Annotated in this window: 21 protein-coding genes; 13 read left to right on the top strand and 8 right to left on the bottom strand. The window is 47.7% G+C overall.

Translation table 11 applies throughout. From position 1 onward, the window contains the following. The first annotated feature begins 11 nt into the window (after positions 1 to 11). The 4 genes from RCO84_RS05605 (at position 12) to RCO84_RS05590 (ending at position 4,350) form a co-directional block, all read left to right on the top strand. Entirely contained in the window at positions 12 to 1,322 is a 1,311-nt protein-coding gene (locus RCO84_RS05605; protein ID WP_144153197.1) for a Na+/H+ antiporter NhaC family protein, read from the top strand. Between the two features lie 99 nt (positions 1,323 to 1,421). Beyond that, positions 1,422 to 2,117, top strand: coding sequence for a hypothetical protein (locus RCO84_RS05600; RefSeq protein WP_118190628.1), 696 nt, complete (start codon positions 1,422 to 1,424; stop codon positions 2,115 to 2,117). A gap of 116 nt (positions 2,118 to 2,233) precedes the next feature. Then, entirely contained in the window at positions 2,234 to 2,920 is a 687-nt protein-coding gene (locus RCO84_RS05595) for a glycoside hydrolase family 25 protein (RefSeq protein WP_144153199.1), read from the top strand. A gap of 116 nt (positions 2,921 to 3,036) precedes the next feature. Then, positions 3,037 to 4,350 (top strand): double zinc ribbon domain-containing protein, encoded by a 1,314-nt coding sequence (locus RCO84_RS05590; protein ID WP_317584270.1) that lies wholly within the window; start codon positions 3,037 to 3,039, stop codon positions 4,348 to 4,350. A 156-nt stretch (positions 4,351 to 4,506) separates the two neighbouring features. On the opposite strand, the gene RCO84_RS05585 is transcribed toward RCO84_RS05590, so the two are convergent. Beyond that, positions 4,507 to 5,322 carry a J domain-containing protein gene (locus tag RCO84_RS05585; protein ID WP_117694184.1) on the bottom strand — a complete coding sequence of 272 codons (816 nt, stop codon included), beginning with the start codon at positions 5,320 to 5,322 and terminating at the stop codon, positions 4,507 to 4,509. A 148-nt stretch (positions 5,323 to 5,470) separates the two neighbouring features. Here RCO84_RS05585 and RCO84_RS05580 point away from each other — a divergent pair, with 148 nt between their 5' ends. The 3 genes from RCO84_RS05580 (at position 5,471) to RCO84_RS05570 (ending at position 9,319) form a co-directional block, all read left to right on the top strand. Further along, entirely contained in the window at positions 5,471 to 7,234 is a 1,764-nt protein-coding gene (locus RCO84_RS05580; RefSeq protein WP_317572153.1) for a bifunctional metallophosphatase/5'-nucleotidase, read from the top strand. 72 nt (positions 7,235 to 7,306) lie between these two features. Next, a complete protein-coding gene (gene nudC / locus RCO84_RS05575; protein ID WP_264899724.1) occupies positions 7,307 to 8,080 on the top strand; it encodes an NAD(+) diphosphatase in 774 nt (257 codons plus the stop codon). A gap of 63 nt (positions 8,081 to 8,143) precedes the next feature. Further along, positions 8,144 to 9,319, top strand: a complete 1,176-nt coding sequence (locus RCO84_RS05570; protein WP_317584269.1) for an MFS transporter — start codon at positions 8,144 to 8,146, stop codon at positions 9,317 to 9,319. 112 nt (positions 9,320 to 9,431) lie between these two features. Here RCO84_RS05570 and RCO84_RS05565 read toward each other — a convergent pair whose 3' ends face one another. Beyond that, entirely contained in the window at positions 9,432 to 9,878 is a 447-nt protein-coding gene (locus tag RCO84_RS05565) for a DUF3127 domain-containing protein (RefSeq protein ID WP_317584267.1), read from the bottom strand. 210 nt (positions 9,879 to 10,088) lie between these two features. Here RCO84_RS05565 and dnaN point away from each other — a divergent pair, with 210 nt between their 5' ends. From dnaN to RCO84_RS05535, 6 genes are all read left to right on the top strand, one after another. Then, positions 10,089 to 11,216: a DNA polymerase III subunit beta gene (gene dnaN / locus RCO84_RS05560; RefSeq protein ID WP_203068587.1), complete on the top strand. Its 1,128-nt coding sequence runs from the start codon at positions 10,089 to 10,091 to the stop codon at positions 11,214 to 11,216. Between the two features lie 51 nt (positions 11,217 to 11,267). Continuing rightward, the gene (locus RCO84_RS05555) at positions 11,268 to 12,131 is read left to right on the top strand and encodes a 3'-5' exonuclease (RefSeq protein ID WP_022120655.1); all 864 of its coding nucleotides are present in this window, start codon (positions 11,268 to 11,270) and stop codon (positions 12,129 to 12,131) included. Positions 12,132 to 12,210: 79 nt separating this feature from the next. Further along, entirely contained in the window at positions 12,211 to 13,467 is a 1,257-nt protein-coding gene (locus RCO84_RS05550; protein ID WP_317584265.1) for a bifunctional phosphopantothenoylcysteine decarboxylase/phosphopantothenate synthase, read from the top strand. Beyond that, positions 13,403 to 14,332, top strand: coding sequence for a type IX secretion system protein PorD (gene porD / locus RCO84_RS05545; protein ID WP_228113213.1), 930 nt, complete (start codon positions 13,403 to 13,405; stop codon positions 14,330 to 14,332). The genes RCO84_RS05550 and porD overlap by 65 nt, the downstream gene beginning before the upstream one ends. 98 nt (positions 14,333 to 14,430) lie before the next feature. After that, positions 14,431 to 16,104 (top strand): DNA repair protein RecN, encoded by a 1,674-nt coding sequence (gene recN, locus RCO84_RS05540; protein ID WP_317584263.1) that lies wholly within the window; start codon positions 14,431 to 14,433, stop codon positions 16,102 to 16,104. A gap of 4 nt (positions 16,105 to 16,108) precedes the next feature. After that, on the top strand, positions 16,109 to 17,755 hold the full coding sequence (locus tag RCO84_RS05535) for a tetratricopeptide repeat protein (protein ID WP_317584262.1): 1,647 nt from the start codon (positions 16,109 to 16,111) through the stop codon (positions 17,753 to 17,755). A gap of 62 nt (positions 17,756 to 17,817) precedes the next feature. On the opposite strand, the gene RCO84_RS05530 is transcribed toward RCO84_RS05535, so the two are convergent. The 6 genes from RCO84_RS05530 to RCO84_RS05505 all read right to left on the bottom strand — a co-directional run bounded on the left by RCO84_RS05530 (position 17,818) and on the right by RCO84_RS05505 (position 24,019). Beyond that, the gene (locus RCO84_RS05530; protein WP_022120659.1) at positions 17,818 to 18,354 is read right to left on the bottom strand and encodes a hypothetical protein; all 537 of its coding nucleotides are present in this window, start codon (positions 18,352 to 18,354) and stop codon (positions 17,818 to 17,820) included. A gap of 25 nt (positions 18,355 to 18,379) precedes the next feature. After that, positions 18,380 to 19,240, bottom strand: a complete 861-nt coding sequence (locus RCO84_RS05525) for an N-acetylmuramoyl-L-alanine amidase-like domain-containing protein (protein ID WP_317584260.1) — start codon at positions 19,238 to 19,240, stop codon at positions 18,380 to 18,382. A gap of 18 nt (positions 19,241 to 19,258) precedes the next feature. Continuing rightward, positions 19,259 to 20,332, bottom strand: a complete 1,074-nt coding sequence (locus RCO84_RS05520) for a DUF4421 domain-containing protein (RefSeq protein WP_144153360.1) — start codon at positions 20,330 to 20,332, stop codon at positions 19,259 to 19,261. Positions 20,333 to 20,487: 155 nt separating this feature from the next. After that, positions 20,488 to 21,471, bottom strand: coding sequence for a Gfo/Idh/MocA family protein (locus RCO84_RS05515; protein WP_144153223.1), 984 nt, complete (start codon positions 21,469 to 21,471; stop codon positions 20,488 to 20,490). A 29-nt stretch (positions 21,472 to 21,500) separates the two neighbouring features. After that, the gene (yihA, locus tag RCO84_RS05510) at positions 21,501 to 22,106 is read right to left on the bottom strand and encodes a ribosome biogenesis GTP-binding protein YihA/YsxC (protein WP_022120663.1); all 606 of its coding nucleotides are present in this window, start codon (positions 22,104 to 22,106) and stop codon (positions 21,501 to 21,503) included. A gap of 89 nt (positions 22,107 to 22,195) precedes the next feature. Further along, positions 22,196 to 24,019, bottom strand: a complete 1,824-nt coding sequence (locus RCO84_RS05505; RefSeq protein WP_218482685.1) for an ABC-F family ATP-binding cassette domain-containing protein — start codon at positions 24,017 to 24,019, stop codon at positions 22,196 to 22,198. Position 24,020 lies beyond the last annotated feature (1 nt).

Below are 24,020 nucleotides of genomic sequence, written 5' to 3'. Positions count from 1 at the left end.
AAAAAAGAAGTATGAGTAATAAAAAAGGTTTGCTGGCGTTGTCGCCATTATTTTTGCTGATTGTCCTCATCGTGGCTTTTACCGTATATTCGGTAGACAGCAGCCATCAGGACACCAGCCTCTCGCTCACAGTAGCGTTCATGATTTCGAGCATTTATGCCGTGGCTATTTCCGGCGGAATGCCTGTCAGGAAACGAGTGGACACATACAGCAAGGGTGCCGGCGCCAACAACCTGATGCTCATGCTCTGGATTTACGTGCTGGCTGGCTCGTTTGCCGCATCAGCCAAGGCGATGGGAGCCGTTGATGCAACCGTCAACCTGGCGCTCAGCATCCTGCCAGCCAGCATGATTCTGCCAGGACTTTTCCTGGCTGCCTGCTTTATCTCCGTATCTATCGGAACAAGTGTGGGAACCGTCGTGGCTCTGGTTCCGATAGCCGCCGGACTGGCCCACTCGATGGATGCTAACGTAGGCATGATGACCGCCATCATCGTAGGTGGCGCTTATTTCGGCGACAACCTCTCGTTCATCTCCGATACGACGGTTGTTGCTACGCAGACGCAGAACTGCAAGATGAGCGATAAATTCAAGGTCAACTCCATGATTGTGGTTCCGGCCGCCGTACTCGTGCTCATCGCCTATTCTGTCATGGGAGTCGGTCTTCAGGCCCCAACCCACATCAACGAGGTAGAATACATGAAAGTATTGCCTTACCTCACCGTCCTCGTTACCGCTATTGCCGGCATGAATGTAATGGCTGTTCTCACTCTGGGCACCCTACTCTGTGGCGCCATCGGCATAGGTAGTCATCTTCTGGGTGCCTCCGGAAGCTACGACCTCTTTGGCTGGTTCTCAGCCATGGGCAACGGCATTATCGGCATGGGCGAACTCATTATCATCGCCATGATGGCAGGTGGTATGCTCGAAATCATCCGCGAAAACGGCGGAATCGATTTCATCATCAACAAGATTACAGCCCACGTAAACAGCAAGCGTGGAGCCGAACTTTCTATCGCCGCCCTCGTTTCGATGGTAAACATCTGTACGGCAAATAATACGGTAGCGATTCTGACAGTAGGAAATATTTCGAAAAAGATAGGCGACCGTTTTGGCGTAGACAACCGCAAGGCAGCCAGCATTCTCGACACCTTCTCATGCATGGTTCAGGGATTGATTCCTTATGGCGTGCAGATGCTCCTGGCAGCCGGTCTGGCCAATCTCAGTCCGATGGATATTCTTCCTTATCTCTATTATCCGCTGGCGATTGGTGTGGCAGCCCTGCTGGCCATCCTCTTCCGCTATCCTAGGAGATACAGTTAGGAAGACTTCTCAAATCAGAGGAGGGTCTCCTTCAGCGTTAGAGATTTCTTGACAGGAAGAACAAAACTTTATTATTGACTATTAATAAGAACAAGGCTTATGAATTTTCTTCAGCGCAACCTTTTTACTAAGCTCCGTGCCGACAACTTCGGCATCAAGGAAGAAATGGAACCGATGACTACCTTTAAGAAGAAAAAGATAGCTCAGATGCTCAAGAACGTGAATGATGTTCCTGCCGGAGAGGTGAAGATGAACAACAGTTTTCTGAACCGACGGCTCAGCAAGATTCAGGAAGATGAACGCCACGCCATTGATACCTCTATCGAGACCATTTATCTGCTGCGCATCATCGTGGCAAACGTAAATGGAATGTTGGCTAACGGAATCAATCTCAGAGGAATCATCCAGTTGGGAGACTACCTGAGAACCCGAGGCGACAAGGTAGATTTCGTGAAACTGGAGAAGTGGCTTGCCAAGCTCCGCATCCAGCGCATCGCCCAGTTGGAAGGAAGCGTACTCATCACCTTCTTCGATTTTGAACAGGACGAAATCCCATTCGTTCATCACATAGAAAGAGGTGCCTACAAGCTGACGCTCCGTTCGCTCTACTATAATATCATGGACCAGCAGGCCATTCAGTTTGAGCAGACCAGCAGCGGCTTTGTACGCACCACGGGGGGAACCATGCGCAAAAATCTGCGCCGCAGCATGCGCTATCTGCAATACGCTCCGATAGAAACCATGAGCAATTTCATGAACAATTTCTTCCGTTCATTATCTGAGATTGAAGAGTAAATTTCAGTAAGGATTGAAGGGGTTAATCTGGGATTCATCAGGACGAAGAGTAAAATATCTATAAAATTAATCTCTTAGTAGTACGATTTTCATCTGATTTTCGTATCTTTGCATCTATGAAAAAGTTATTTATCTCTATTATAGCATCCATTATTGCCTTGGGAGCCCATGCCCAGGTGCAATGCGAAGACACTTGTCGGCACGTTCACGGCATCGACTTGAGTCATTATCAGGGCAACGTGTTCTGGGAAACGGTGGGCGACAACTCTAAGATGGCTTACGTTTATCTGAAAGCTACTGAAGGCGGAACCAACATTGACAGCAAATACAAGCAGAATATCGACCTGGCTCATCGCTACGGAATGAAAGTAGGTTCTTATCATTTCTACAGAGCCCGCATCCCACAGCAGACGCAGCTGGAAAATTTCATGGCCCAATGTCGTCCGGGAGATCAGGACCTCTTGCCTATGATTGATGTGGAGACGAAAAGCGGCATGGATACAGAAGAATTCTGCGATTCGCTCTTTAAGTTTCTGCATCTCGTAGAGAAAGCATATAAGCAGAAACCCCTCATCTATACGGGAGCCAATTTCTATGACAACTATCTTCTGGGCAAGCTAGACAGCTACAAGCTGATGATTGCCCAGTATACGAAGCGCATCCCTGTATTGCGCGATGGTAGAGATTTCGAAATGTGGCAATATACGGGTAAGGGCAGACTCAACGGAATAAACGGCTATGTTGACAAAAGCCGTTTCATGGGGCGCCACAAGCTCAGAGAAATCAGATTCAGACATCGATAGTACTTGAAACCTTGAACTTGGAACTTTATGATTAGCTTCAAGGTAAAGAGTAGATAAGGTCTGGAAGTAGAGAAGCATGAACTATATAAGTACATTAATAAACACAAAATAGAATTATGGCAATTATAAAATGTCCGGAATGCGGACGTCAAATTAGCGATAAAGCACCTACCTGCCCTAGTTGCGGAGTAGAAATAGCAGGCAAAATTACCAAATGCCCAAATTGTGGCGAGATTTATTTCAGCAATCTGGAAATGTGTCCTAACTGCCATGAGCTGAATCCTTCGCTCACAAGAATGACGCCTCCGACAGGAATGAGCCAGCAGACTCCTATGACTCAGCAGCAAGAAGCTGGAAACGCAGCCAGACAGAATGCAATCAGACAAGAAGAAATCCGCCATCAGGAGGCTCTCAGACAGGACGCTCTCAGGCAGCAGGCTCGTCCTCAGACACCTGTCAGAACAGCAACACCTCCTACTCCACCCGTTCCTCCGGTTCGCCCACAGCAATCTAATTCTCAGAACGGCGGAAACGGCGAGGGAACCCAGAAAAAGAAAAAAAGCAACCGTGGCGTCATCATCATCTCTCTGATTTTCGCCTTCCTCGTTTGTGGCATTTTCTACTATTTCTATGATAGTGCCAATAAGAATAAGGAACTGGAAGCTTACGAGTATGCGATGCAGAGTAGCGACCCGATGGTTCTGCAGAGTTACCTAGATACTTACAAAGATGCTGACGAGGCGCATCGTGATTCTATCATGGCTCACCTCGAACTTCTGAAACAGACCGATCAGGACTGGACCAACACCGTAGTAAGCGGTTCGAAAGAGGCCCTGCAGGCTTATCTCGACAAATACCCAAACAGTCCACACAAGCAGGAGGTTTTGAACAAGATAGATTCCATCGACTGGAATGTGGCCAAGAATGCTGATAATGTAGAAGCTTACCAGGCTTATCTCGCCGCTCATGCTGACGGTTCGCATATCGAAGAGGCTGAGAATGCGATGAAGAAAGCCAAGAGTAGAGATTTGCAGCCAGAAGAGAAAGATATGGTAAGCAGTCTGTTCCGCCATTTCTTCCAAAGCATCAATACCCGCGATGCTGATGGTTTGCAGGCTTCATGCGAGGACATTCTCTCTTCGCTTCTGGGCAAGAATTCTGCTACCAAGGCAGATGTTGTTACCTTTATGAATAAGCTTTATAAGGAAGATGTGACCAACCTGAACTGGTTCCTCGCCAACGATTATCAGATCAAGAAGCGCGAGGTGGGTGACGAAGATTATGAATATCAGGTTCAGTTCTCAGCACGTGAGGAAGTTCAGCTTACCGACGGTACTAAGAAAACCAACCATTTCAAAATCAACGCAACCGTTTCGCCAGACGGCAAGGTTTCTGCGTTCAACATGTCGAAGATTAATGCTGCAGAATAGAATAAAAAACGCGCTGTAAGATCAAATAGAATAAAAAACGCCCTGCAAGATTAGGAACTTCATTTCTGAATGTTCCCTTCTTGCAGGGCGTCTCTTTTTTCCTTCATGTTTCGGGAAAGTTCTCATGTCCGAGAACCCGTTCCCTTCTTTTAGAAACTACTTTGCATCCTTCATCTGACGGAGCAAATCTTTCTGCTTATCATTCAATCCGGTTGGCAACTTCACGTTATAAGTAATCATCAGGTCGCCAAAGGTTCCGTCACCCCGATCGTATCCTTTTCCGCGAACACGAACCTTCGTGCCATTCTGCGTTTCCGGCTTAATCTTGAGTTTAATTTTAGAACCATTACTCAATTTAATGATTCCTTCGCCGCCCAGCAGAGCCGTATAAAGGTCGATATTCACATTCATGTTCATTTCGCCGTTATTGGCACGACCATTCTGGCCGCAACCGCCGCCACAACCACCAGTACCGAAATCAGCACCAGCTCCGTAGCCTGCCCCATTAAAGCCGCTACCATAACCGGCAGAACCATTAAATCCGCCAAAATTGCCGGAACCGAATCCTTCAGCCGACTGCTGGCTTCTGCCACGACCTCCGAAGAGATTTTCGAAGAAGCTGGAGAAACCTCCACCTCCGCCAAACTGGCTGAAGTCGAAACCCTCGAATGGATTTCCACCTGCTCCACCATAGCTTCCGGAACCGCCTGCACCACCAGCTCCGCCGAAACCGCCGAATGCATCAGCATTCTTCCATTGTTCGCCATACTGGTCGTATTTAGCACGCTTATCTGGGTCAGAAATCACCTCATACGCCTCGTTCAGCGCCTGGAACTTAGCCTTCGCCTTCGGGTCGTTAGGGTGCAAATCTGGGTGAAACTGTTTTGCACGTTTACGATACGCAGCTCTCACATCCTTCTGCGGAATGTTCTTGTCTACGCCGAGAATCTTGTAATAATCAACAAATGCCATATTATAAAACCTCCTATTTTTTAGTTTTTAAAAAATATCCAACAAAAAGTATGCCTATTTAAGTTCTTTTTTGTACTTTTGCAGAGAAAATAAGAAACAGAGCTCAACTGATGGGCTTTCATTACTCAAAAGAAATACATTAATTAATATGAAACAATTATTTGCTGCGCTTCTTCTGGCGCTAACTTTCAATTCACAAGCGATGGGACAACAACGTACCGTAAAACTGAGAGTGATAGAGACAAGCGATGTGCACGGCTCTTTCTTCCCTTACGATTTCATCAACCGTAAGCCAAAAGCAGGAACCTTGGCGCGCGTTTCTTCCTACGTCAATAATTTGCGAAAAGACTACAAGGATAACCTCATCCTCTTGGAGAATGGCGATATTCTGCAGGGACAGCCTACCTGCTATTATTATAATTATGTAAAAACAGAGGCTAGAAACGTGGCTGCCGATGTGGTAAACTACATGAAGTATGATGCGCAAGTATTTGGCAATCATGATGTTGAAACGGGTCATCCGGTTTACGACAAATGGATAAAAGAACTCAATTGCCCAGTTCTTGGTTCCAACATCATCAGCACTTCTACAGGCCAGCCATACGTTAAGCCTTATCTCATCCTGAACCGCGAGGGCGTGAAGGTGGCTGTCTTGGGAATGATTACTCCTGCCATTCCAAACTGGCTCACGGAGAATCTCTGGAGCGGACTGAAATTTGAAAATATGGTAACAAACGCCCGCAAATGGGTGAAGTATCTCCAGGAGAATGAAAAACCGGATGTTATCATCGGCCTCTTCCACAGTGGAAAAGACGGAGGCATTCAGACTGCCGAATATGATGAAGACGCCTCTATCAAGGTGGCAAAAGAAGTGCCGGGCTTCGACCTCGTTCTCTTCGGCCACGACCATACACGCGACAACGAAACCGTAACCAATACTGATGGAAAGCAGGTGGTTTGCCTGGATCCTGCCAACAACGCCATTAGCGTGGCTGATGCTGAAATAACCCTCACCCTCAACAAGAAAAAGGTGAACGGAAAGAAACAGCTGGTGGTAACTGACAAAAAGGTGACAGGCAAGATTGTGGATGTGACAGATTGTCCTATCGACGAGGATTTCATGAAGACTTTCGAACCTCAGATTGCGGAAGTAAAGAAATATGTGGGCAAGCAGATTGGCAACTTCAAGACTACCATCTACAGTCGCGACCAGTTCTTCGGCAGTTCTGCTTTCAACGATTTCATCCTCAACCTCCAGTTGCAGATTACAAATGCCGACATTTCGTTCAACGCTCCTCTTCAGTTCAACGCGGTTCTGAAAGCCGGCCCAATCTACGTGAGCGACATGTTCAATCTCTATAAATATGAGAACCAGCTCTACGTAATGCGTATGACGGGCGAAGAAATCAGAAAGCATCTGGAAATGAGTTACGACCTCTGGGTGAACACAATGAAGAGCCCGGACGACCATCTTCTGCTGCTCGATGAGAAGACCGCTGGCGACCAGCAACGTCTCGGTTTCAAGAATCTCTCGTTCAACTTTGATAGTGCTGCGGGAATCGATTACGAAGTTGACGTAACCAAGCCAGATGGCGAGAAGGTGAAGATTCTGCGCATGAGCAACGGCGAACCTTTCGATGAGAAGAAATGGTACAAGGTAGCCGTTAACAGCTATCGTGGAAATGGCGGCGGCGAACTCCTTACCAAGGGGGCCGGAATCCCGAAAGACAGTCTTGAAAGCCGAATCATCTATCGCAGCAAGCGCGACCAGCGCTACTATCTGATGGAAGAAATTGAAAAGATGGGAACGGTTGATGCAAAACCAAACAACAACTGGAAGTTTGTGCCGGAAGCATGGACCAAGCCAGCTGCCCAGCGCGATTTCGAATTGCTGTTCGGTAAGAAGGAATAGCTCCTCGAAACGCTTCTGGAAAAGCATATTATAAAGCTCAAAGTAAAAAAGCAAATAAGTTCAAAATAAAGAATGAAGTATTGGTTTATATTTTGCAAGACTGATCTCTTGCTCGAAAAGAAAGAAGACGGAACCTATACGATTCCTTGTTCAGAAGAGAGTCCAATCCCAACAAAGCCTTGGACTCACATTCTCAACATTACCACGATGGAAGACGGAACAGAGGTAAAGACCTTCACCATTCCTGAGCCCGTTACCGGCAATCCGAAGTACGAAATGTGCGGCTTGCGCCCTAGTTTCTACAAACTCTCTCCTGCCCTTTACCAGAAAGCAGGAAAGTGTCAGGAACTCAACTATTGGGACATGAATACCCAATTCTGCGGCGTTTGCGGAGCTCCGATGAAAATGGCAACCGACATCAGTAAGAAATGTACAGAATGCGGCAAACAGGTCTGGCCTTCGCTTGCCACAGCCATCATCGTTCTGATTAAGAAAGATGATCAGGTCTTGCTGGTACACGCTCGCAATTTCAAGGGAAATTTCGACAGTCTCGTGGCTGGTTTCGTAGAGACTGGCGAGAATCTGGAAGAGGCGGTTCATCGTGAAGTAATGGAAGAAACCGGTCTGGCTATCAAGAACTTGAAATATTTCGGTTCCCAGCCTTGGCCTTATCCGAGCGGTCTGATGATTGGCTTCTCGGCAGAATATGTAGATGGAGAAATTCATCTTCAGAAAGAAGAACTCTCTCGTGGTAAATGGTTCACGAAAGAGAATCTCCCTATTCTCCCAGAGAAACTTTCCATCGCCCGAAAACTCATCGACGCCTGGCTGGCGGACAAACTCTAATAATGAGGACAAACTCTAATAATGAGGACAAACTCTAAAAGTGAGGATAAACTCTAAAAAATGATGAAAGAGAAACTTTGGAATGCAAACTACATCAAGGTGATGACTACCAACTTTCTGTTGTATTTCGCCTTCTATCTGCTCACACCTTTGCTCCCTCTCTATCTGAGCGAAAATTTTGGAGCCACGAAAGATGTGATTGGAATTGTGCTGAGCGGCTATACGGTTGCCGCCCTCATCATTCGTCCGTTCAGCGGATATGTGGTTGACAGCTTTTCGCGCAAGAAGGTTCTGATGGTCTGTCTCACGGCCTTCGCCATCTTCTTTGCCGGCTATATTGCAGCCAGCACCATCCTGATGTTTGCCATCTGCAGAACCCTGCACGGAGGTCCGTTCGGAGCCGTAACGGTTGCCAACAGCACCTGCGCCATCGACGTTCTTCCGGCAAGTAGGAGAAATGAAGGAATCGGACTCTACGGACTGAGCAACAATTTTGCCATGGCGATTGCTCCATCCATCGGAATCTATCTGCATAATGCGGTAGACAGTTACATGATTCTCTTCTGGATAGCTTTCATCGTGGCGATTGCCTCAGTTGTGATTGCAGGAACCATCCGCCTCCCCGAAAAGGAAATCGTTAAGAACAAGGAGAAGCTTTCTCTCGACCGCTTCTTCCTGACGCGTGCCTGGCTCCTTGCCATCAACATCGCCATGTTCGGTTTCTGCTGGGGTGTTCTGAGCAATTATCTCGCAATCTACAGCAAGGAGGAACTCGGAATTACAGGCGGAACGGGCACTTATTTTGCCCTTCTTTCCATGGGTCTGTTCCTGTCAAGACTGCAGGGAAGAAAAGCCTTGAGTCAGGGCAAACTTACCCAGAATGCGGCCGAAGGAATGCTGCTTTCGCTTGTTGGTTTCATCATCTTTGTTACCGTCAAGCACCCGGTAGCCTATTATCTTTCGGCTTTTCTTATCGGCCTGGGCAACGGTCATCTTTACCCAGCCTTCCTCAACATGTTCATTAATGTGGCTCGTCACGACCAGCGTGGAACGGCAAACAGCAGCATTCTTACCGGTTGGGATTTGGGCTTCGGAATCGGCTGTCTGCTAGGCGGAGTTGTGGCAGAACATTTCGGTTACAACGGAACATTCTGGATGGTTACTATAGAAAATGCAGCTTCCGTTCTCCTCTTCTTTGCCGCTTCGAAACAATTCTTTGAGAAGAGACGCAGAGAATAGAAAACAGTTGATAAAGAGAAATATAAGATTATGAATAAAAAAAGAGCACTTCATCCGAGACAGAAGAAAGTCTCAGGCGAAGTGCTCTTATTTTTATCTTACTTTTCTGTTTTTAGAAAGGAAGATCATCTGCGCTACCACTCTCTGCTGCAGGAGCTGCAGGCTGAACTGGAGGGAATGCTGCAGTTGCGCCATTAGCAGGAGCTGCTGGCTGAGCAGGAGCTACAGGAGCACCTACTGGAGGAAACGCACCTGGCTGCATTCCGCCCATAGCACCAGCTACGGCGTTAGGGTCAACACGCTGGATGTTCCAGGCACGGATGCTGTTGAACCAACGGCCCTGATACTCATGAGCATCAATATCGAAAGAAACCAGGAGTTCCTCACCACTCTGAATGTTGAACTGAGCCAGACGGTCTGCTCCGAAAACATCAAAGCACAATTTCTTTGGATACTGCTCGTGGGTTTCAATTACGAACGACTGAGCTTTCCACTCTCCTCTCTGAGAGACGCCGCTTCTTTCAGGCAAAACGGCAATAACCTTTCCTTGTAATTCCATATGATAATATTTAAAGTTTTTCCTTTGTTTAAAGGGTGTTTTTTTCTTTCTGACTGCGAAATTACTAAAAATAGTTCAAAAACTAGAACTTTTCTCCAATTATTTTTGCTTATCAGCGATATTTTTTGTATTTTTGTGCTCAATTAGGTGATATTGCCTAATTTAATTAAGGTGAAACAGAAAACAAAATAAAATTTAAATAAAATACTCATGAGATTTACAGTATCAAGTTCTGCATTGAGCAGCAAGCTCAACATGCTCGCAAAAGTGATTGGAAGCAAGAATTCGTTGCCAATCCTCGATTGTTTCCTTTTCCAAGTTGCTAACGGTGAAATGAGCATCACGGCTAGCGATAGTGATAATGTCATCAAGAGTACACTCGCTCTTACCGACCACGATGGAGAAGGTGAGTTTTGTGTGCCTAACCGCGTAATCCTCGATGCGTTGAAGGAACTGCCTGAGCAGCCTCTTCACTTCGATGTGGATGCTGCCGGAGAAGCCGTTGCCATCAAGATTGTTTACCAGAACGGTCTTTACAACTTCACAGGTCAGAGCGCAGAGGAATATCCTCGCACACAGAGCATGAACGATGCTTGCACAACCATTTCTTTGCCTACAGAAATGCTGATCAACAACATTTCACGCTCGCTCTTCGCTACAGCCAACGATGAGTTGCGCCCTGTCATGAACGGTATTTATTTCGACCTGACAGCAGATGCTCTCGCTATCGTAGCAAGCGATGGTCACAAGCTGGTTCGCAGCAAGAACTTCACTATCAAGAGCGAATCTCCTTCAGCATTCAACTTGCCTAAGAAGCCAGCTTCTCTGCTGAAGAACATTCTGAGCAAGGACGGCGACGACGCAATCATCAAGTTTGATGACCGAAGCGCAGAAATCCAGTTTACTGACGGCGTTATGAGATGCAGACTGATTGATGGCCGCTACCCTAACTACAACTCTGTTATTCCAAACAACCCTAACGAGGTTACAGTAGACCGCAGAGGCTTGCAGAGTGCTTTGCGCCGCGTATTGCCATTTGCAAGCGAGAGCAGCCAGCTCATCCGTTTCCACATCGAGTCAGGCCGTTTCGAGGTTTCTTCTGAGGATATTGACTTCTCAACATCTGCAAAGGAACAGTTGTCTTGCGAATACAACGGCTCTCCTATCAGCATCGGCTTCAAGGGAAGCAGTCTGATGGAAATCCTGAGCAATCTCACCAGCGACAACATCATCATCCAGCTGGCAGACCCTAGCCGTGCCGGAATCATCGTACCAGCAGAACAGCCTGAGAACGAAGATATTCTGATGCTCATCATGCCTATGCTCCTTAACGACTAAAGGAGCACGGGCTTTCTCTGAAACAACAAAAAGAAAAGTATTTCTACAAAAATGAAACTCAATTTGACAAAGCCTCTGATCGTGTTCGACCTGGAGACAACGGGTCTTGACATGATCAAGGATCGTATTATACAGATTTCTTACATCAAGGTAATGCCTGATGGAACTGAAGACCGCAAGAACCTCTACGTAAATCCTTGCAAGGAGATTCCTGCCGAAGTAGTTGCCCTTACAGGCATCAGCAACGAAGATGTAAAAGATGCGCCAACCTTCAAGCAGCTGGCTGCCACATTAGAGAAGGAATTTACAGGTTGCGATTTCGCAGGCTACAATTCCAACCACTTCGATGTACCGATGCTCGCAGAAGAATTTCTGCGTGCTGGAATCGACTTCGATTTTAACAAGTGCCGTCTCATCGATGCGCAGACCATCTTCATGAAGATGGAACGCCGTAACCTGGCTGCTGCCTACAAGTTCTATTGCGGCAGAAAGATGGAGGAAGATTTCGAAGCTCATCGTGCAGATCAGGATACAGAGGCTACTTACCGCGTGCTCATGGGCGAGCTCGACAAGTATGCTCCAGGCGTGCAGGATGAACCTGAGCGCGTGCTCAACAACAACATGGATGAACTTGCCGATTTCTCTAAGCAGAAGGATAATGTAGATTTCGCCGGACGCATCGTTTGGGAAGAGGTAAAAGACGCCCAGGGCAACGTTGTAAACGATGAGAACGGAAATCCTTTGAAGCACGAAGTATTCAACTTCGGCAAATACAAAGGATGGGATGTGGCTGAGATTCTGACCAAAGATCCGGGTTATTTTACATGGGTCTTGGGAAGCGATTTCACCAACAATACCAAGCAGGTGCTTACCCGCATCCGCCTTCGTGAATTCAACAAGAGAATGGGAAAATAATTGTTACCGGACTTTCGCAAGTAGTTGAAGAACAAACCTTGCGAAATTCGGATTTATTTCTTAACTGTTAGAAAAATTCATGTTAAAAGGAAAGAAAATCGTATTGGGCATTACGGGCTCTATTGCAGCCTACAAGTCTTGCCTCATCATACGAGGTCTCATCAAGCGCGAAGCCGAAGTGCAGGTGGTCATTACGCCTGCAGGAAAGGAGTTTATCACTCCCATCACCCTTTCGGCTCTTACGCATAAGCCTGTGGTAAGCGAATTCTTCTCGCAGCGCGATGGAACCTGGAATTCGCACGTAGACTTAGGTCTGTGGGCCGACGCCATGCTCATCGCTCCTTGCACAGCCTCTACCATGGGAAAGATGGCTCACGGAATTGCTGACAACATGCTCATCACAACCTATCTGTCGATGAAAGCGCCTGTTTTCATCGCTCCAGCCATGGACCTCGACATGTATAAGCATCCTTCTACCCAAGCCAACATGAAAACACTTCTGGGCTATGGAAATCACATCATAGAACCTGAAGTGGGATTCCTGGCAAGCGGACTGGAAGGAAAGGGACGCATGGAAGAACCTGATATTATCGTAGAATGCCTTGACAGATTCTTCGATGAACAGGCTCAGCAGAATGCAGAGACCGATGAAGCTGCATCAGAAAACTGCAAGGAAAAAAAAAGCGATAAGCTCGATTTGAAAGGCAAGAAGATCATGATTACAGCCGGACCAACTTACGAAAAGATTGACCCGGTACGTTTCATCGGTAATTATTCTTCCGGCAAAATGGGCTTTGCCCTTGCTGAAGAGTGCTGCCGCCGTGGTGCTGAGGTTACGCTGGTTGCAGGTCCGGTTTCGCTCAGCTGTTCTGAAGCCATTCATCGCATCGATGTAGAAAGTTGCGAGGAAATGTACCAGGCTGCCACACAAGCCTTCGCCTCAACCGATGCTGCCATTCTCTGTGCTGCTGTTGCTGATTTCAAACCAACCGAGATTGCAGACAGGAAAATCAAGCGCGAGAAAGATGATTTGGAACTCCGCCTCGTCCCTACTCACGATATTGCTGCAGCCCTTGGCAAAATGAAACAAAAACATCAGCGAATTGTGGCTTTCGCCCTGGAAACCAACGATGAAGAAGCTAATGCACAGAAAAAACGCAAAAAGAAAAATGCCGATTTCATCGTGCTTAACTCTACTCGCAATCCGGGAACCACATTCCGTACGGATGACAACCAGATAACGATTATTTCTGAAGAGGATAAGAAAGAATATGAGAAGAAACCGAAAACTGAAGTGGCTCGCGACATTATCAACGAGCTGGCTCATCTCTTGTAGTCCCATCACATCAGCCGCTCAGGAGTTGCAGGCTAAGATTACCATCAACCATGCACAGATTCAGGGCACGGAAAAACGGGTATTCGATAATCTGCAGCAAACTCTTGAGCAGTTTGTGAACGACAGGCAATGGACGAATCTTCAATTCAGGAAGAACGAGCGCATCGTGTGCAACTTCAATATCACGGTAAGCAAGTATGATAAAGACCAGAATATCTTTACCTGCAAGGCGCTCATCCAGGCCAACCGTCCCGTCTACAATTCAGCCTATACGTCCACCTTATATAATAATGTGGATGAAAACTTCACGTTCAAGTTTGCCGAGTTCGATCAGCTGGAGTTTACCGAAGAGCGGATTGACAACCAGCTAACGGCTCTGCTCGCCTACTATGCTTACCTCATCATCGGTTTAGATCTTGACAGTTTTGCGCCTAAAGGTGGTGAAGACATTCTGCAACGTTGCATGAACCTCACCAACAACGCCCAGAATCTTGATTTTCCGGGCTGGAAAGCGTTTAGTGACAACAGAAACCGGTTCGCCATCATTTCCGATTATCTCGACGGAGCCATGGAACCTTTCAGAATGCTGCAATACAACTATTACAGAAAAGGGCTCGATGAAATGGCGAATAATGTGGAACGAGGCAGAACTGAAATCACCAACACCCTGCTCCAGGATCTGAAGAAGGCACGTACGGACAGACCGCTCAGTCTGCTGCCACAAATCTGGACCGACTATAAGAAGGACGAGCTTGCTAACATCTATCAGAAACATGGCACTCAGAAAGAGAAAGAAAGCATTTATGAGCTGCTCTTCTCCATCAATCCTTCTCAAAATTCATATTGGGACAAAATCAAGGAATAAGGCTACATGCAGAATGATTCGAGGCAACTTCTCGGATGATAAAGCAAAGATTCTTCCTAGGTAGGTTAAGTTCCTTTAAAATAATAAGATAAGAAATTATGCTCAAGCAATTATACATCAAGAATTTCACGTTGATTGACGAGTTGGACATACCTCTTTATCCAGGATTCTCAGTCATCACGGGCGAGACGGGTGCCGGAAAGAGCATCATTCTCGGAGCCATCGGACTGCTCCTAGGCAACCGTGCTGACAGCAAGGCCATTAAGGCAGGAAGAGACCGATGCGTGATTGAAGCCCACTTCGACCTGTCAAAATACGGAATGCAGGATTTCTTCGATGCTAACGATATTGATTATGATGCAGAAGACACCATCATCCGCCGCGAACTGACAGCTGCCGGAAAGAGCCGTGCCTTCATCAACGACACGCCCGTCCCCCTGAGCAAGATGAGAGAACTGGGCGAACAGCTCGTCGATATTCATTCGCAGCATCAGAACCTCCTACTGCAGAAGGAAGACTTCCAGCTCAGCGTGGTCGACATTATTGCCCACGATGAAAAGCAGAAGAAGGCTTATCTTGCCGAATACAAGAACTATAAAAAGGCTAAGCAGCAGCTGGAAGACCTGAAAGCGGAAATCGCAAAGAACAAGGAGAACGAGGAATTCATGCGCTTCCAGTTTAAGGAACTGGATGATGCAAACCTACAGGAAGGCGAACTTGAGCAACTGGAACAGGAAGCAGGAACCCTGAGCCATTCTGAAGACATCAAGACTGCGCTCTATGAGGCAGATAATGCACTCTCGGGCGAAGACGGCAGCATTCTCGACAAGCTGAAGAATGCAGCCCAGCAGATTGACAACATCAAGGAGGTTTATCCGGATGTGAAAGAGGTAGCTGAGCGAATGCAGAGCAGCTATATAGAACTCAAGGATATTGCCCAGGAAATAAGCGGAAGCGTTGACAATGTTGAGTTTGACCCGAACCGGCTTGAAACCATCAATTCCCGGCTTGACCAGCTCTACTCGCTCCAGCAGAAATTCCATGTGGAAAATGTAGAAGAACTCATCGCCACTCGCGAGCGAATCAACGAACAGCTACAGCACATAGATAATGGAGATGAAGACATAGAAGAGCTGGAAAAGCAAGTTGCCCTTCTGCTTGCCAAGGCTGAAAAGCTGGCTGGTGATCTGACTGCCATCCGAACGAAATCGGCTAGAAAGATAGAAGAAGAAATGAAGAAACGTCTCATTCCTCTGGGAATTCCAAACGTCCGCTTCGAAATTTCATTCTCCGCCAAGCCGCTCAGTTCTGATGGTGTTGACAAGGTCAATTTCCTGTTCAGCGCCAACAAGAGCACGCTTCTTCAGCCGGTGAGTCAGGTTGCTTCCGGTGGAGAAATCGCCCGCGTCATGCTTTCTCTGAAGGCCATGATCAGCGGCGCCGTAAAACTGCCAACCATCATCTTCGATGAAATCGACACGGGAGTAAGCGGTAAGATTGCTGAAAAGATGGCGGAAATCATGACAGAGATGGGCAACCTGAACCGCCAGGTTATTTCCATCACCCACCTGCCGCAGATTGCTTCCATGGGAACCCATCATTACAAGGTTCTGAAAGAAGAAACCGAAGAGGGAACTCTTTCTCACATGAAGGAACTCAACGAGCAGCAGCGTATAGAAGAAATCGCCCAGATGCTCAGCGGAAGCGACATTACGCCTGCTGCCCTGGCAAATGCTAAGGAGTTGCTCAATAAGCACAAGCAACACAAATAAGATTATGAAAAAAATAAATATGATCATGATGGGACTGATGCTCGGAGCATCGTCCCTCTATGCCCAGCCGGGTTCGGTTCAGAAACTGGCTAAGAGCGTTTTCACCTTGACTACTTTCAATCAGAAAGGCGACATTATCGCCTCTACCCAAGGTGTTTTTATCGACAACAAGGGAACGGCTATCAGCACCTTCAAACCATTTGTCGGAGCTGTAAAGGCAAGCGTTGTTGACGCTTCCGGCAAATCGATTCCTGTTGAGGCCATCATGGGAGCTGATGAACTCTATGATGTGGCTAAATTCCGCATCAACGCCTCTACCGTTGCAGCCCCTATCGCAACCAAGGAATCGGCTGCTGGCGACAAGGTCTGGCTGGTTCCATATTCTATCAAGAAGCCGGCTTACCAGCAGGAGGACATCAGCAGCGTAGAGAAGTTCAAGACTACGTACAACTATTACATCTTCTCAAATAGTGCTCCCGAAAATGCAGTAGGTTGTCCGTTTGCCAACAAGAACGGCCAGGTCATCGGTCTGATGCACAGCAATGGTCAGGTAACGGCCATCGACGCCAACTACGCCAAGCAGCTGAAAGTAACCGGTCTTTCGAGTCTTGATGCAGCCCTTCGCCAAACCACCATCCGTACAGCTCTTCCTGATACAGAGAACGAAGCGATGACGATGATGACTCTGAAGAAGGGCCAGACTACAGCTGATGAGTATGCGAAATATAGCGATGAGTTTATCAGCAAATTCCCTACTTCAGCCTTCGGTTACAAGGAGAAAGCCGCTTATCTGACGGATAAGGCAGAATATGATGCAGCTGCCAAACTGATGGAAGAAGGCATTAAGAAATCGGCTGCCAAGGATGAGGCTCATTCCAACTATGCCGACCTGATTTATCAGAAGATTATTTACAAGGGCGATTCTGTTTATAAGGACTGGACGCTTGATAAGGCCATAGCTGAGGCTCAGAAGGCATACGAAATCAAGGCTCAGCCTATTTACCGCCATCAGGAAGCGCAGATTAATTTTGTAAAGGGTGAGTATCAGAAAGCTTACGATACTTTTATGGATTTGACCAATACTTCACTTCTCAGCGGCGAACTCTATTTTGAGGCTGCCCAGGCTAAGAAGAATCTCAAGGCTCCAGCCAAGGAGATTGAGGTTTTGCTCGATAGTGCGGTAAGCGTTGGAAACAAGACCGGAATGGTTGCGAATTATTATCTGGCACGTGGAGAATTTCTGAAGGAGCAGGGTGAATTCCACCGCGCTATTCAGGATTATAATATGTACGATTCCATTGCCCGTCCTGTTTCGCCAGCCTTCTTCTACACCCGTTACCAATGCGAAACCAAGTTACGCATGTGGCAGCCAGCCCTGCTTGATATTGCCCGCACCTGTTACCTGGCTCCTAAAGAGCCTACATATTTTGCAGAATGGGCAAGTCTCGACTTGCGTGTAAAGCGTTATGATGAAGGAATCAGCGCAGCCACCCATTGCATAGAGTTGGCTCCTGAATATGCTGACGGCTACCTTCTCTTAGGTCTGCTCCAGAAGGAGAAAGGAAATAAGGAAGAGGCCATCAAGAACCTGAAGAAAGCTCAGGAACTCGGCGATTCCCGCGCTGGAGAATATCTCAAGAAAATGAAGTAATAATTTTAGTAATAAGTAAGAAAGTCCGTAGACATTTTAACAGAACGCTTACGGACTTTCTTTTACATTTTAGTCATGTGGTAACCCAGCATTTTTAGCTCTACGGCTATTCCCATGAGGAACATCTGGTGAAGGGCGGCAACGAAACCCCGGAAGGCTTCCTCGCTTCCAGGCTGCAGATTCAGATGAATCAACTTGCTGTAAGAGCGCGAAGCACATTCTGCCACTACATTCGTAACAGCCTTATGCGCTTCCTCATTCAGCAGCAGAACCTTTTCGCAGATGTAATCATCCATGTGGTCGAAATCTATTCTGTCACGAAGATATTCATAATGATTCTCTACCTTGCTGTAGAGTTCCCAATCCTCATCCCAATACTTGGCAAGCGCCATTCCTACATACATGATCCAACCCAATGAAACCGTAGGATATTTGGCAAACTCGCGAATCGCATCAGGCAGATAACTCTCGCCTACTTTCTGCCACAGCTCTTCCAAATCCGGAGCTTCCGGCAAATGAGCATCTACCTTATCAATACTCAGCAGATATTGATAAAGATCTTCCTTGAAAATCGCTTCAAAATTCTTTTTCTCTTCCATTTATCTTTTCTTTTCTAATATTTTTTTACTGAACTCTGCAAACCCTGATTCCTATTTGCACCGGATGTTTGTGCATGTAAGTATAAAGTGTCATCGGTTCATCAATCACCTTCTTGTGAATGCTGCTGGCGTTGAGCAGATGCAATCCGTCTTTGTGCCAGGAAGCAATACCGATGTGGGTCGTGTCGAGACCCTTCTTGTTGGTAATGATGGCGATAATGTCACCATCGTGAATAGCGTTGCGGAAAACTGCCGTGTTGGCAATCTTGCCCTTCGGAACATAACGGTAACGCTTGCCGTTCACACTCTGTTCCAGTTTTCTGATTCCCGATTTCCATTCCGGATGAGCCTTAAGCATCTTATAGCTCGAAACATGCGTACTCATCCAGTTGATGTTCACGGTCTGAACGGCCGAGAAAGGAGGATTGGGCGCAATATTCTTTACGATTCCCTCGCGCTCGCTTGCATCCATCCAAATCGTGAAATAATGCTGGCGCTTCACATAGGAAACCTCTCCGCCCACATAACGCACATTTCGGAGATGTTCACAGAAAGCCGAAAATGAAGTCTCGTTCTTCTTGGCGCACAGGGTGAGCGCCGTAACCATCTCTACGTATGTGGTGCAGTCCAGCTCACGGGTGTTCACGATGAGCACCTCTTCCTTCGTCCGGTCCAGCGTGCCGCCCACATAAGGAATGCCCGCCATCTGCTTGCCGAACCAGAGCATCCAACTGGCTGGTTTCTTCTTCATCGCCCTTGCCTGCTGCAGCAGTCCTACAATCCGCAGACTGTCCTGCCGCTGGTAAACCACATTCACCCTGGCTTCTCCCGGAACAGCCAGCACGCAAGCCAGCACGACAGCTGCCATTTTCGTAAATATTTTCATCTCTTCTCTTTTTATATGTTAATGATGACGTTTCCTGCCGAAGTTCACACCCACATAAATATTGAGTGAGCCAAACGAATTGTTGGTAGAAAACTGTTTTTTCTTATAGTTGTAGGAATGGATGATGGTGCTGGCGCCCGCGTACCAATGCGTGTTGTTCCACACAATACCGAAGCGGCCTATTCCATCCAGGTTCACATTCTTGAAACTGAAGTTGGTAATGTCCAGATGTTCCCTTTCATTATCCGATTTCGAGCTGTTGTAAGCCACACCTACCGAGAGCGAAGCGTTGAAGAGCCAGTTCTTGGCGAAAACCCAGTTGTAAGCATAGCCGCAGGTTACGTTCACATCGCTGTATTTCACCTTGCTGAACATCAGCGAACTGTCTATTTTGGCTTCCGGAGTTCCCCCGTTTGTCAGATTTTTGTTCAGCCGTTCATCTACAAGATTGGTCAGTTTATCCCAGTCCACCTCCAGTTCATGCTCCGTGTAACCGATTCCCAAAAGCATGGAACCGGCACTTCTCCGCTGCACCGTACTCTGCGAATAGGCGGCAGGATAAGAGAAGCGGCGATGGTTGAAGATGTAATAAAGATTGAATCCCTTGATGCTCGATTTGAAACCGTCGAAAGGAGCCTTGCGGATAGGGGCACAATCGATGTGTTCACCTAGATTCATCCGCTGAACATGATAATCATTTCCCGTCTGTCGCCAGAACAGGTCTATTCCCAGCAGACTGCTGTAGAGGCTCAGGTCAAACTCCTTTTTATTAGTGTGGTTATTCCTGAAATTAATGTGCTTCAGGTCGAACGTATAACCCAGAAACACCCATCGCCAGCCCAGATAAGGCCCCAGGCGGTAAGAAGGATCAGGCGAGAAGGAAATGCTCTGTCCTTCGCTGTTTCTGAGCGTATATTCCTCGTAGGTATTGGTGTTCTGCAGCATCACCGTATAATTGTAATGCTGGTCTTCGATATAAGCCGAATCCGTACTATTGAATTCTCTGAAGAACCGGGTGAACACATCTCCCACCTGATGGAAGAAGGTTTTGCGATGGCGCTCTTTCACGAGGCTGTCCTGGGAATTGGACATGAACATCGTCTTGTTGAAGAGCGTTCCCAGCATGGTAGAATCCACGGGCTCCCCCGCCCTTGCCGAAGTGCAGGCAAGGGAACAGATAAATCCTACTATACAGAAACATCTCTTCATAACTTACGTTTTAATCCTGATGATGATTTTGTAAAAAATCAGTTCTTCCACAATACTCGGTCCAGCACCCAGTTGACAGCCGTAGCCGAAACGCTGGTGCAGTCGCATTTTCCTATTCCCTGCAGATGCTGAATCACACTCTTGATGAGCGGCAGCTGCACATAAGGCGGATTCGGAACCGTAATCAAGTTCTTTCCTTCGCTCGTAATCACTTCTATCGGCTGGTAAGTGAACACCGAGAATGAGAGCGAACCTTTCTCGCCAATCACCTCGATGCAGTCTTCCTTCGCACTCTCATGTCCCACGAAGCACCAGCTTCCGCTGCCCGGAATTCCGCTCTCAAAGAAGAAGCACGCTGAGAGCGTATCTTCAGCCTGATAAAGATGCGCTCTGTTGGCAGGATAGCCGTGCGCACGGGTAATCACACCAAACAGATTCTGGAGCAAATCTATCTGATGAGGAGCCAGGTCGTAGAAATAGCCGCCGCCCGCAATATCCGGCTGCAGTCGCCAAGGCATTTCCTTGCCGCTCTGAAAGTCGAGATCGCGCGGAGGAACCGAGAAGCGCACCTGAACATTCACCACGTTACCGATGGTTCCGCTCTCGATAATCTCCTTTACCTTCTGGAAGTAAGGAAGATAACGGCGATAGTAAGCTACGAAGCAGGGAACACCCGTTTGCTCGCTGATGCGGTTGATGCGGATGCAGTCGTTGTAGCTCGCTGCCAGCGGTTTCTCTATATAGCAGGGTTTGCCCGCATGCATCGCCATGATGGCGAAGGTGGCGTGAGAAGAAGGTGGCGTGGCGATGTAAACAGCATTCACATCGGGGTCTTCTATCAATTCCGATGCATCCGTGTACCATTTGCGCACATGATGGCGCTCAGCATAGCTGCGTGCCTTGTTCTCGCTTCGGCTCATCACAGCCACCACCTGCGAACCCTCCACTTCGTTGAAAGCCGGTCCGCTTTTCTTTTCGGTTACTTCTCCGCAGCCGATAAATCCCCAATTAATCTGTTTCATTCTCTGTTGGTTTATTCTCTCCCGAAAGATTATTCTCCGGCGAGCGATTTGTTGATTTCGTCAATATAGTCGAGCACCTCGTCGCGTCCCATCTTCTTTTCACTACTGGTAATGAAATAAGGTGGAAGTGCTTCCCAGCGGTCTTCCAGCGCATGCATCCATTTCTCCGCATTCATACGAGCCTTGACCGGACCCAACTTGTCGGCCTTGGTAAAGACGATGCAGAAAGGAACGCCGCTCTCGCCCAGCCAGTCTACAAACTCGCGGTCTATCTTCTGCTGGTCGTGGCGCACGTCGATGAGCACAAAAACATTAGCCAACTGCTGGCGCTGCAGAATATAACTGCTTATCATTTGTTCCAGCTGCTTCTGTACGGTTTTCGAACGCTTGGCAAAACCATAGCCAGGAAGGTCAACCAGATACCATTCGTTGTTGATGATGAAGTGGTTGATAAGCAGCGTCTTACCCGGTGTGGCCGAAGTTTTAGCCAAACCCTTGTGGTTGCAGAGCATATTGATGAGGCTCGATTTTCCCACATTACTTCTGCCGATGAAAGCATATTCAGCCTTCGTATCTTTCGGACACATGCTCACTCGTGGAGCCGATATTGTAAATTCTGATTTCTTAATTTCCATTCTTTCTATTTTCTTTTATAAATGTTTATTATTAACGGCCGCACATCACTAATCATAAAGTTCAATGTTCAACACTCAAAGTTCAAAGTCTAGAGCATTTCAGCCAGTTCCAGCCATCTCATTTCCTTCTCATCAAGTTCATCCTTGATTTCAGGCAGGCGCTTGCTTTTCTCCGTCAGTTCCTCAACCGATAAATTTCCGCTGCAGAGTTCCTCTTCCAGCTTCTTCTGTTCCTCGGTCAGCGCATCAATTTCCTGGGTCAGCTGCTCATATTCGCGCTTCTCCTTGTAGCTCATCTTGCGCTTGTTCTCAAAATTGGCATCGCGCTTGGCCGTGCCAGCTCCGTCGCTTTCTGCCGTTGCATTTCCGCTCTTTGCCGGTTTCGCCTGTTCCGCCTCGTCCTTCGCCTGCATCCGGATCCATTCCCTGTACTGCGTATAGTTGCCTGGGAAATCCTGTATTTCGCCTTCGCCCTTGAAAACCAGCAGATGGTCTACTACCTTGTCCATGAAATAGCGGTCGTGGCTCACCACGATGACGCAACCCGCAAAATCCTGAAGATATTCTTCCAACACCTGCAGCGTCTGGATGTCGAGGTCGTTGGTCGGCTCGTCCAGCACCAGGAAGTTCGGATTCCTCATCAGTACCGTGCAGAGGTAAAGCTTGCGTTTCTCGCCGCCGCTCAGCTTGTAAACGTAGTTGTGCTGCTCCTCGGGCGTAAAGAGGAAGAACTGCAGAAACTGCGAAGCCGTCATGTGCTTGCCGCCGCCCAGATCTATGTAATCAGCAATCTCCGTAATCACGTCAATCACCTTCTGGTCTTCACGAAATTTCAGTCCCTCCTGCGAGAAATAGCCGAAGCGAACCGTCTCACCGATGTCAAACTTGCCGCTGTCGGGCTGAACCTCGCCCAGCAGCATCTTGATGAAGGTCGATTTTCCCGTTCCGTTATTACCCACAATACCCATCTTCTCGAAGCGGGCAAAGTTGTAGTAGAAGTTGTCGAGAATCACCTTCTTTTGTCCCCTGTCGTCGAAAGCCTTGCTCACATACTGGCATTCAAAAATCTTCGAACCTATATAAACGGTGGAAGCCTTCAGCCTTACCTGCCGGTCTTCGATGCGCTGCTTCGCCACCTTCTCCAGCTCGTAGAAAGCATCCTCGCGGTATTTCGCCTTGTGTCCGCGAGCCTGAGGCTGGCGGCGCATCCAGTCGAGTTCCCTTCGGTAGAGATTCTTCGAGTGCTGAATTTCGGCTCTCAGATTGTCCATTCTCTCCTGCCTCTTCTCCAGATAATAAGCATAATTGCCGCGGTAGGTGTAGATAGTGCGGTCGTCGAGTTCCAGAATCGTATTGCACACCTTGTCCAGGAAGAATCGGTCGTGCGTAACCATGAAGATGGTCTTGTTGCCGCGGTTCAGATAACCTTCCAGCCACTCTATCATCTCCAGGTCCAGATGGTTGGTCGGCTCATCCAGCATCAGGAAGTCGGGTTCCGTAATCAGCACATTCGCCAGCGCCACTCGCTTCTGCTGTCCGCCGCTGAGCTGTCCCATCGGCTGTTCCAGGTTGGTAATGTGCAGCTGTGTGAGAATCTGTTTCGCCTTCAGCACCTTCTCCGGATCATCCTCATGATTGAAGCACGCCTGCAGCACACTTTCCTCCGGATCAAACTGCGGCGACTGCTCCAGATAGCCCACCTTCAAGTCGCGTCGGTAGATGATGTCTCCGCTCTCGTGTCCCTCTTTATCCATCAGCACCGACATGAGCGTAGACTTTCCCGTGCCGTTTCTCGCAACGAGTCCCACTTTCTGTCCTTCAGCGATAGAGAAGGAAATATTATCAAAAAGAACCTGTGCACCAAAGCGTTTGGTGAGGTTTTGAACGTCTAAATAGGGTATTTGACTAGCCATT

This window comes from Segatella copri (genome assembly GCF_949820605.1).
GTDB lineage: Bacteria > Bacteroidota > Bacteroidia > Bacteroidales > Bacteroidaceae > Prevotella.
The sequence above is the reverse complement of the archived record's forward strand: the minus strand, read 5'-3'. Positions and strand labels throughout refer to the sequence as shown.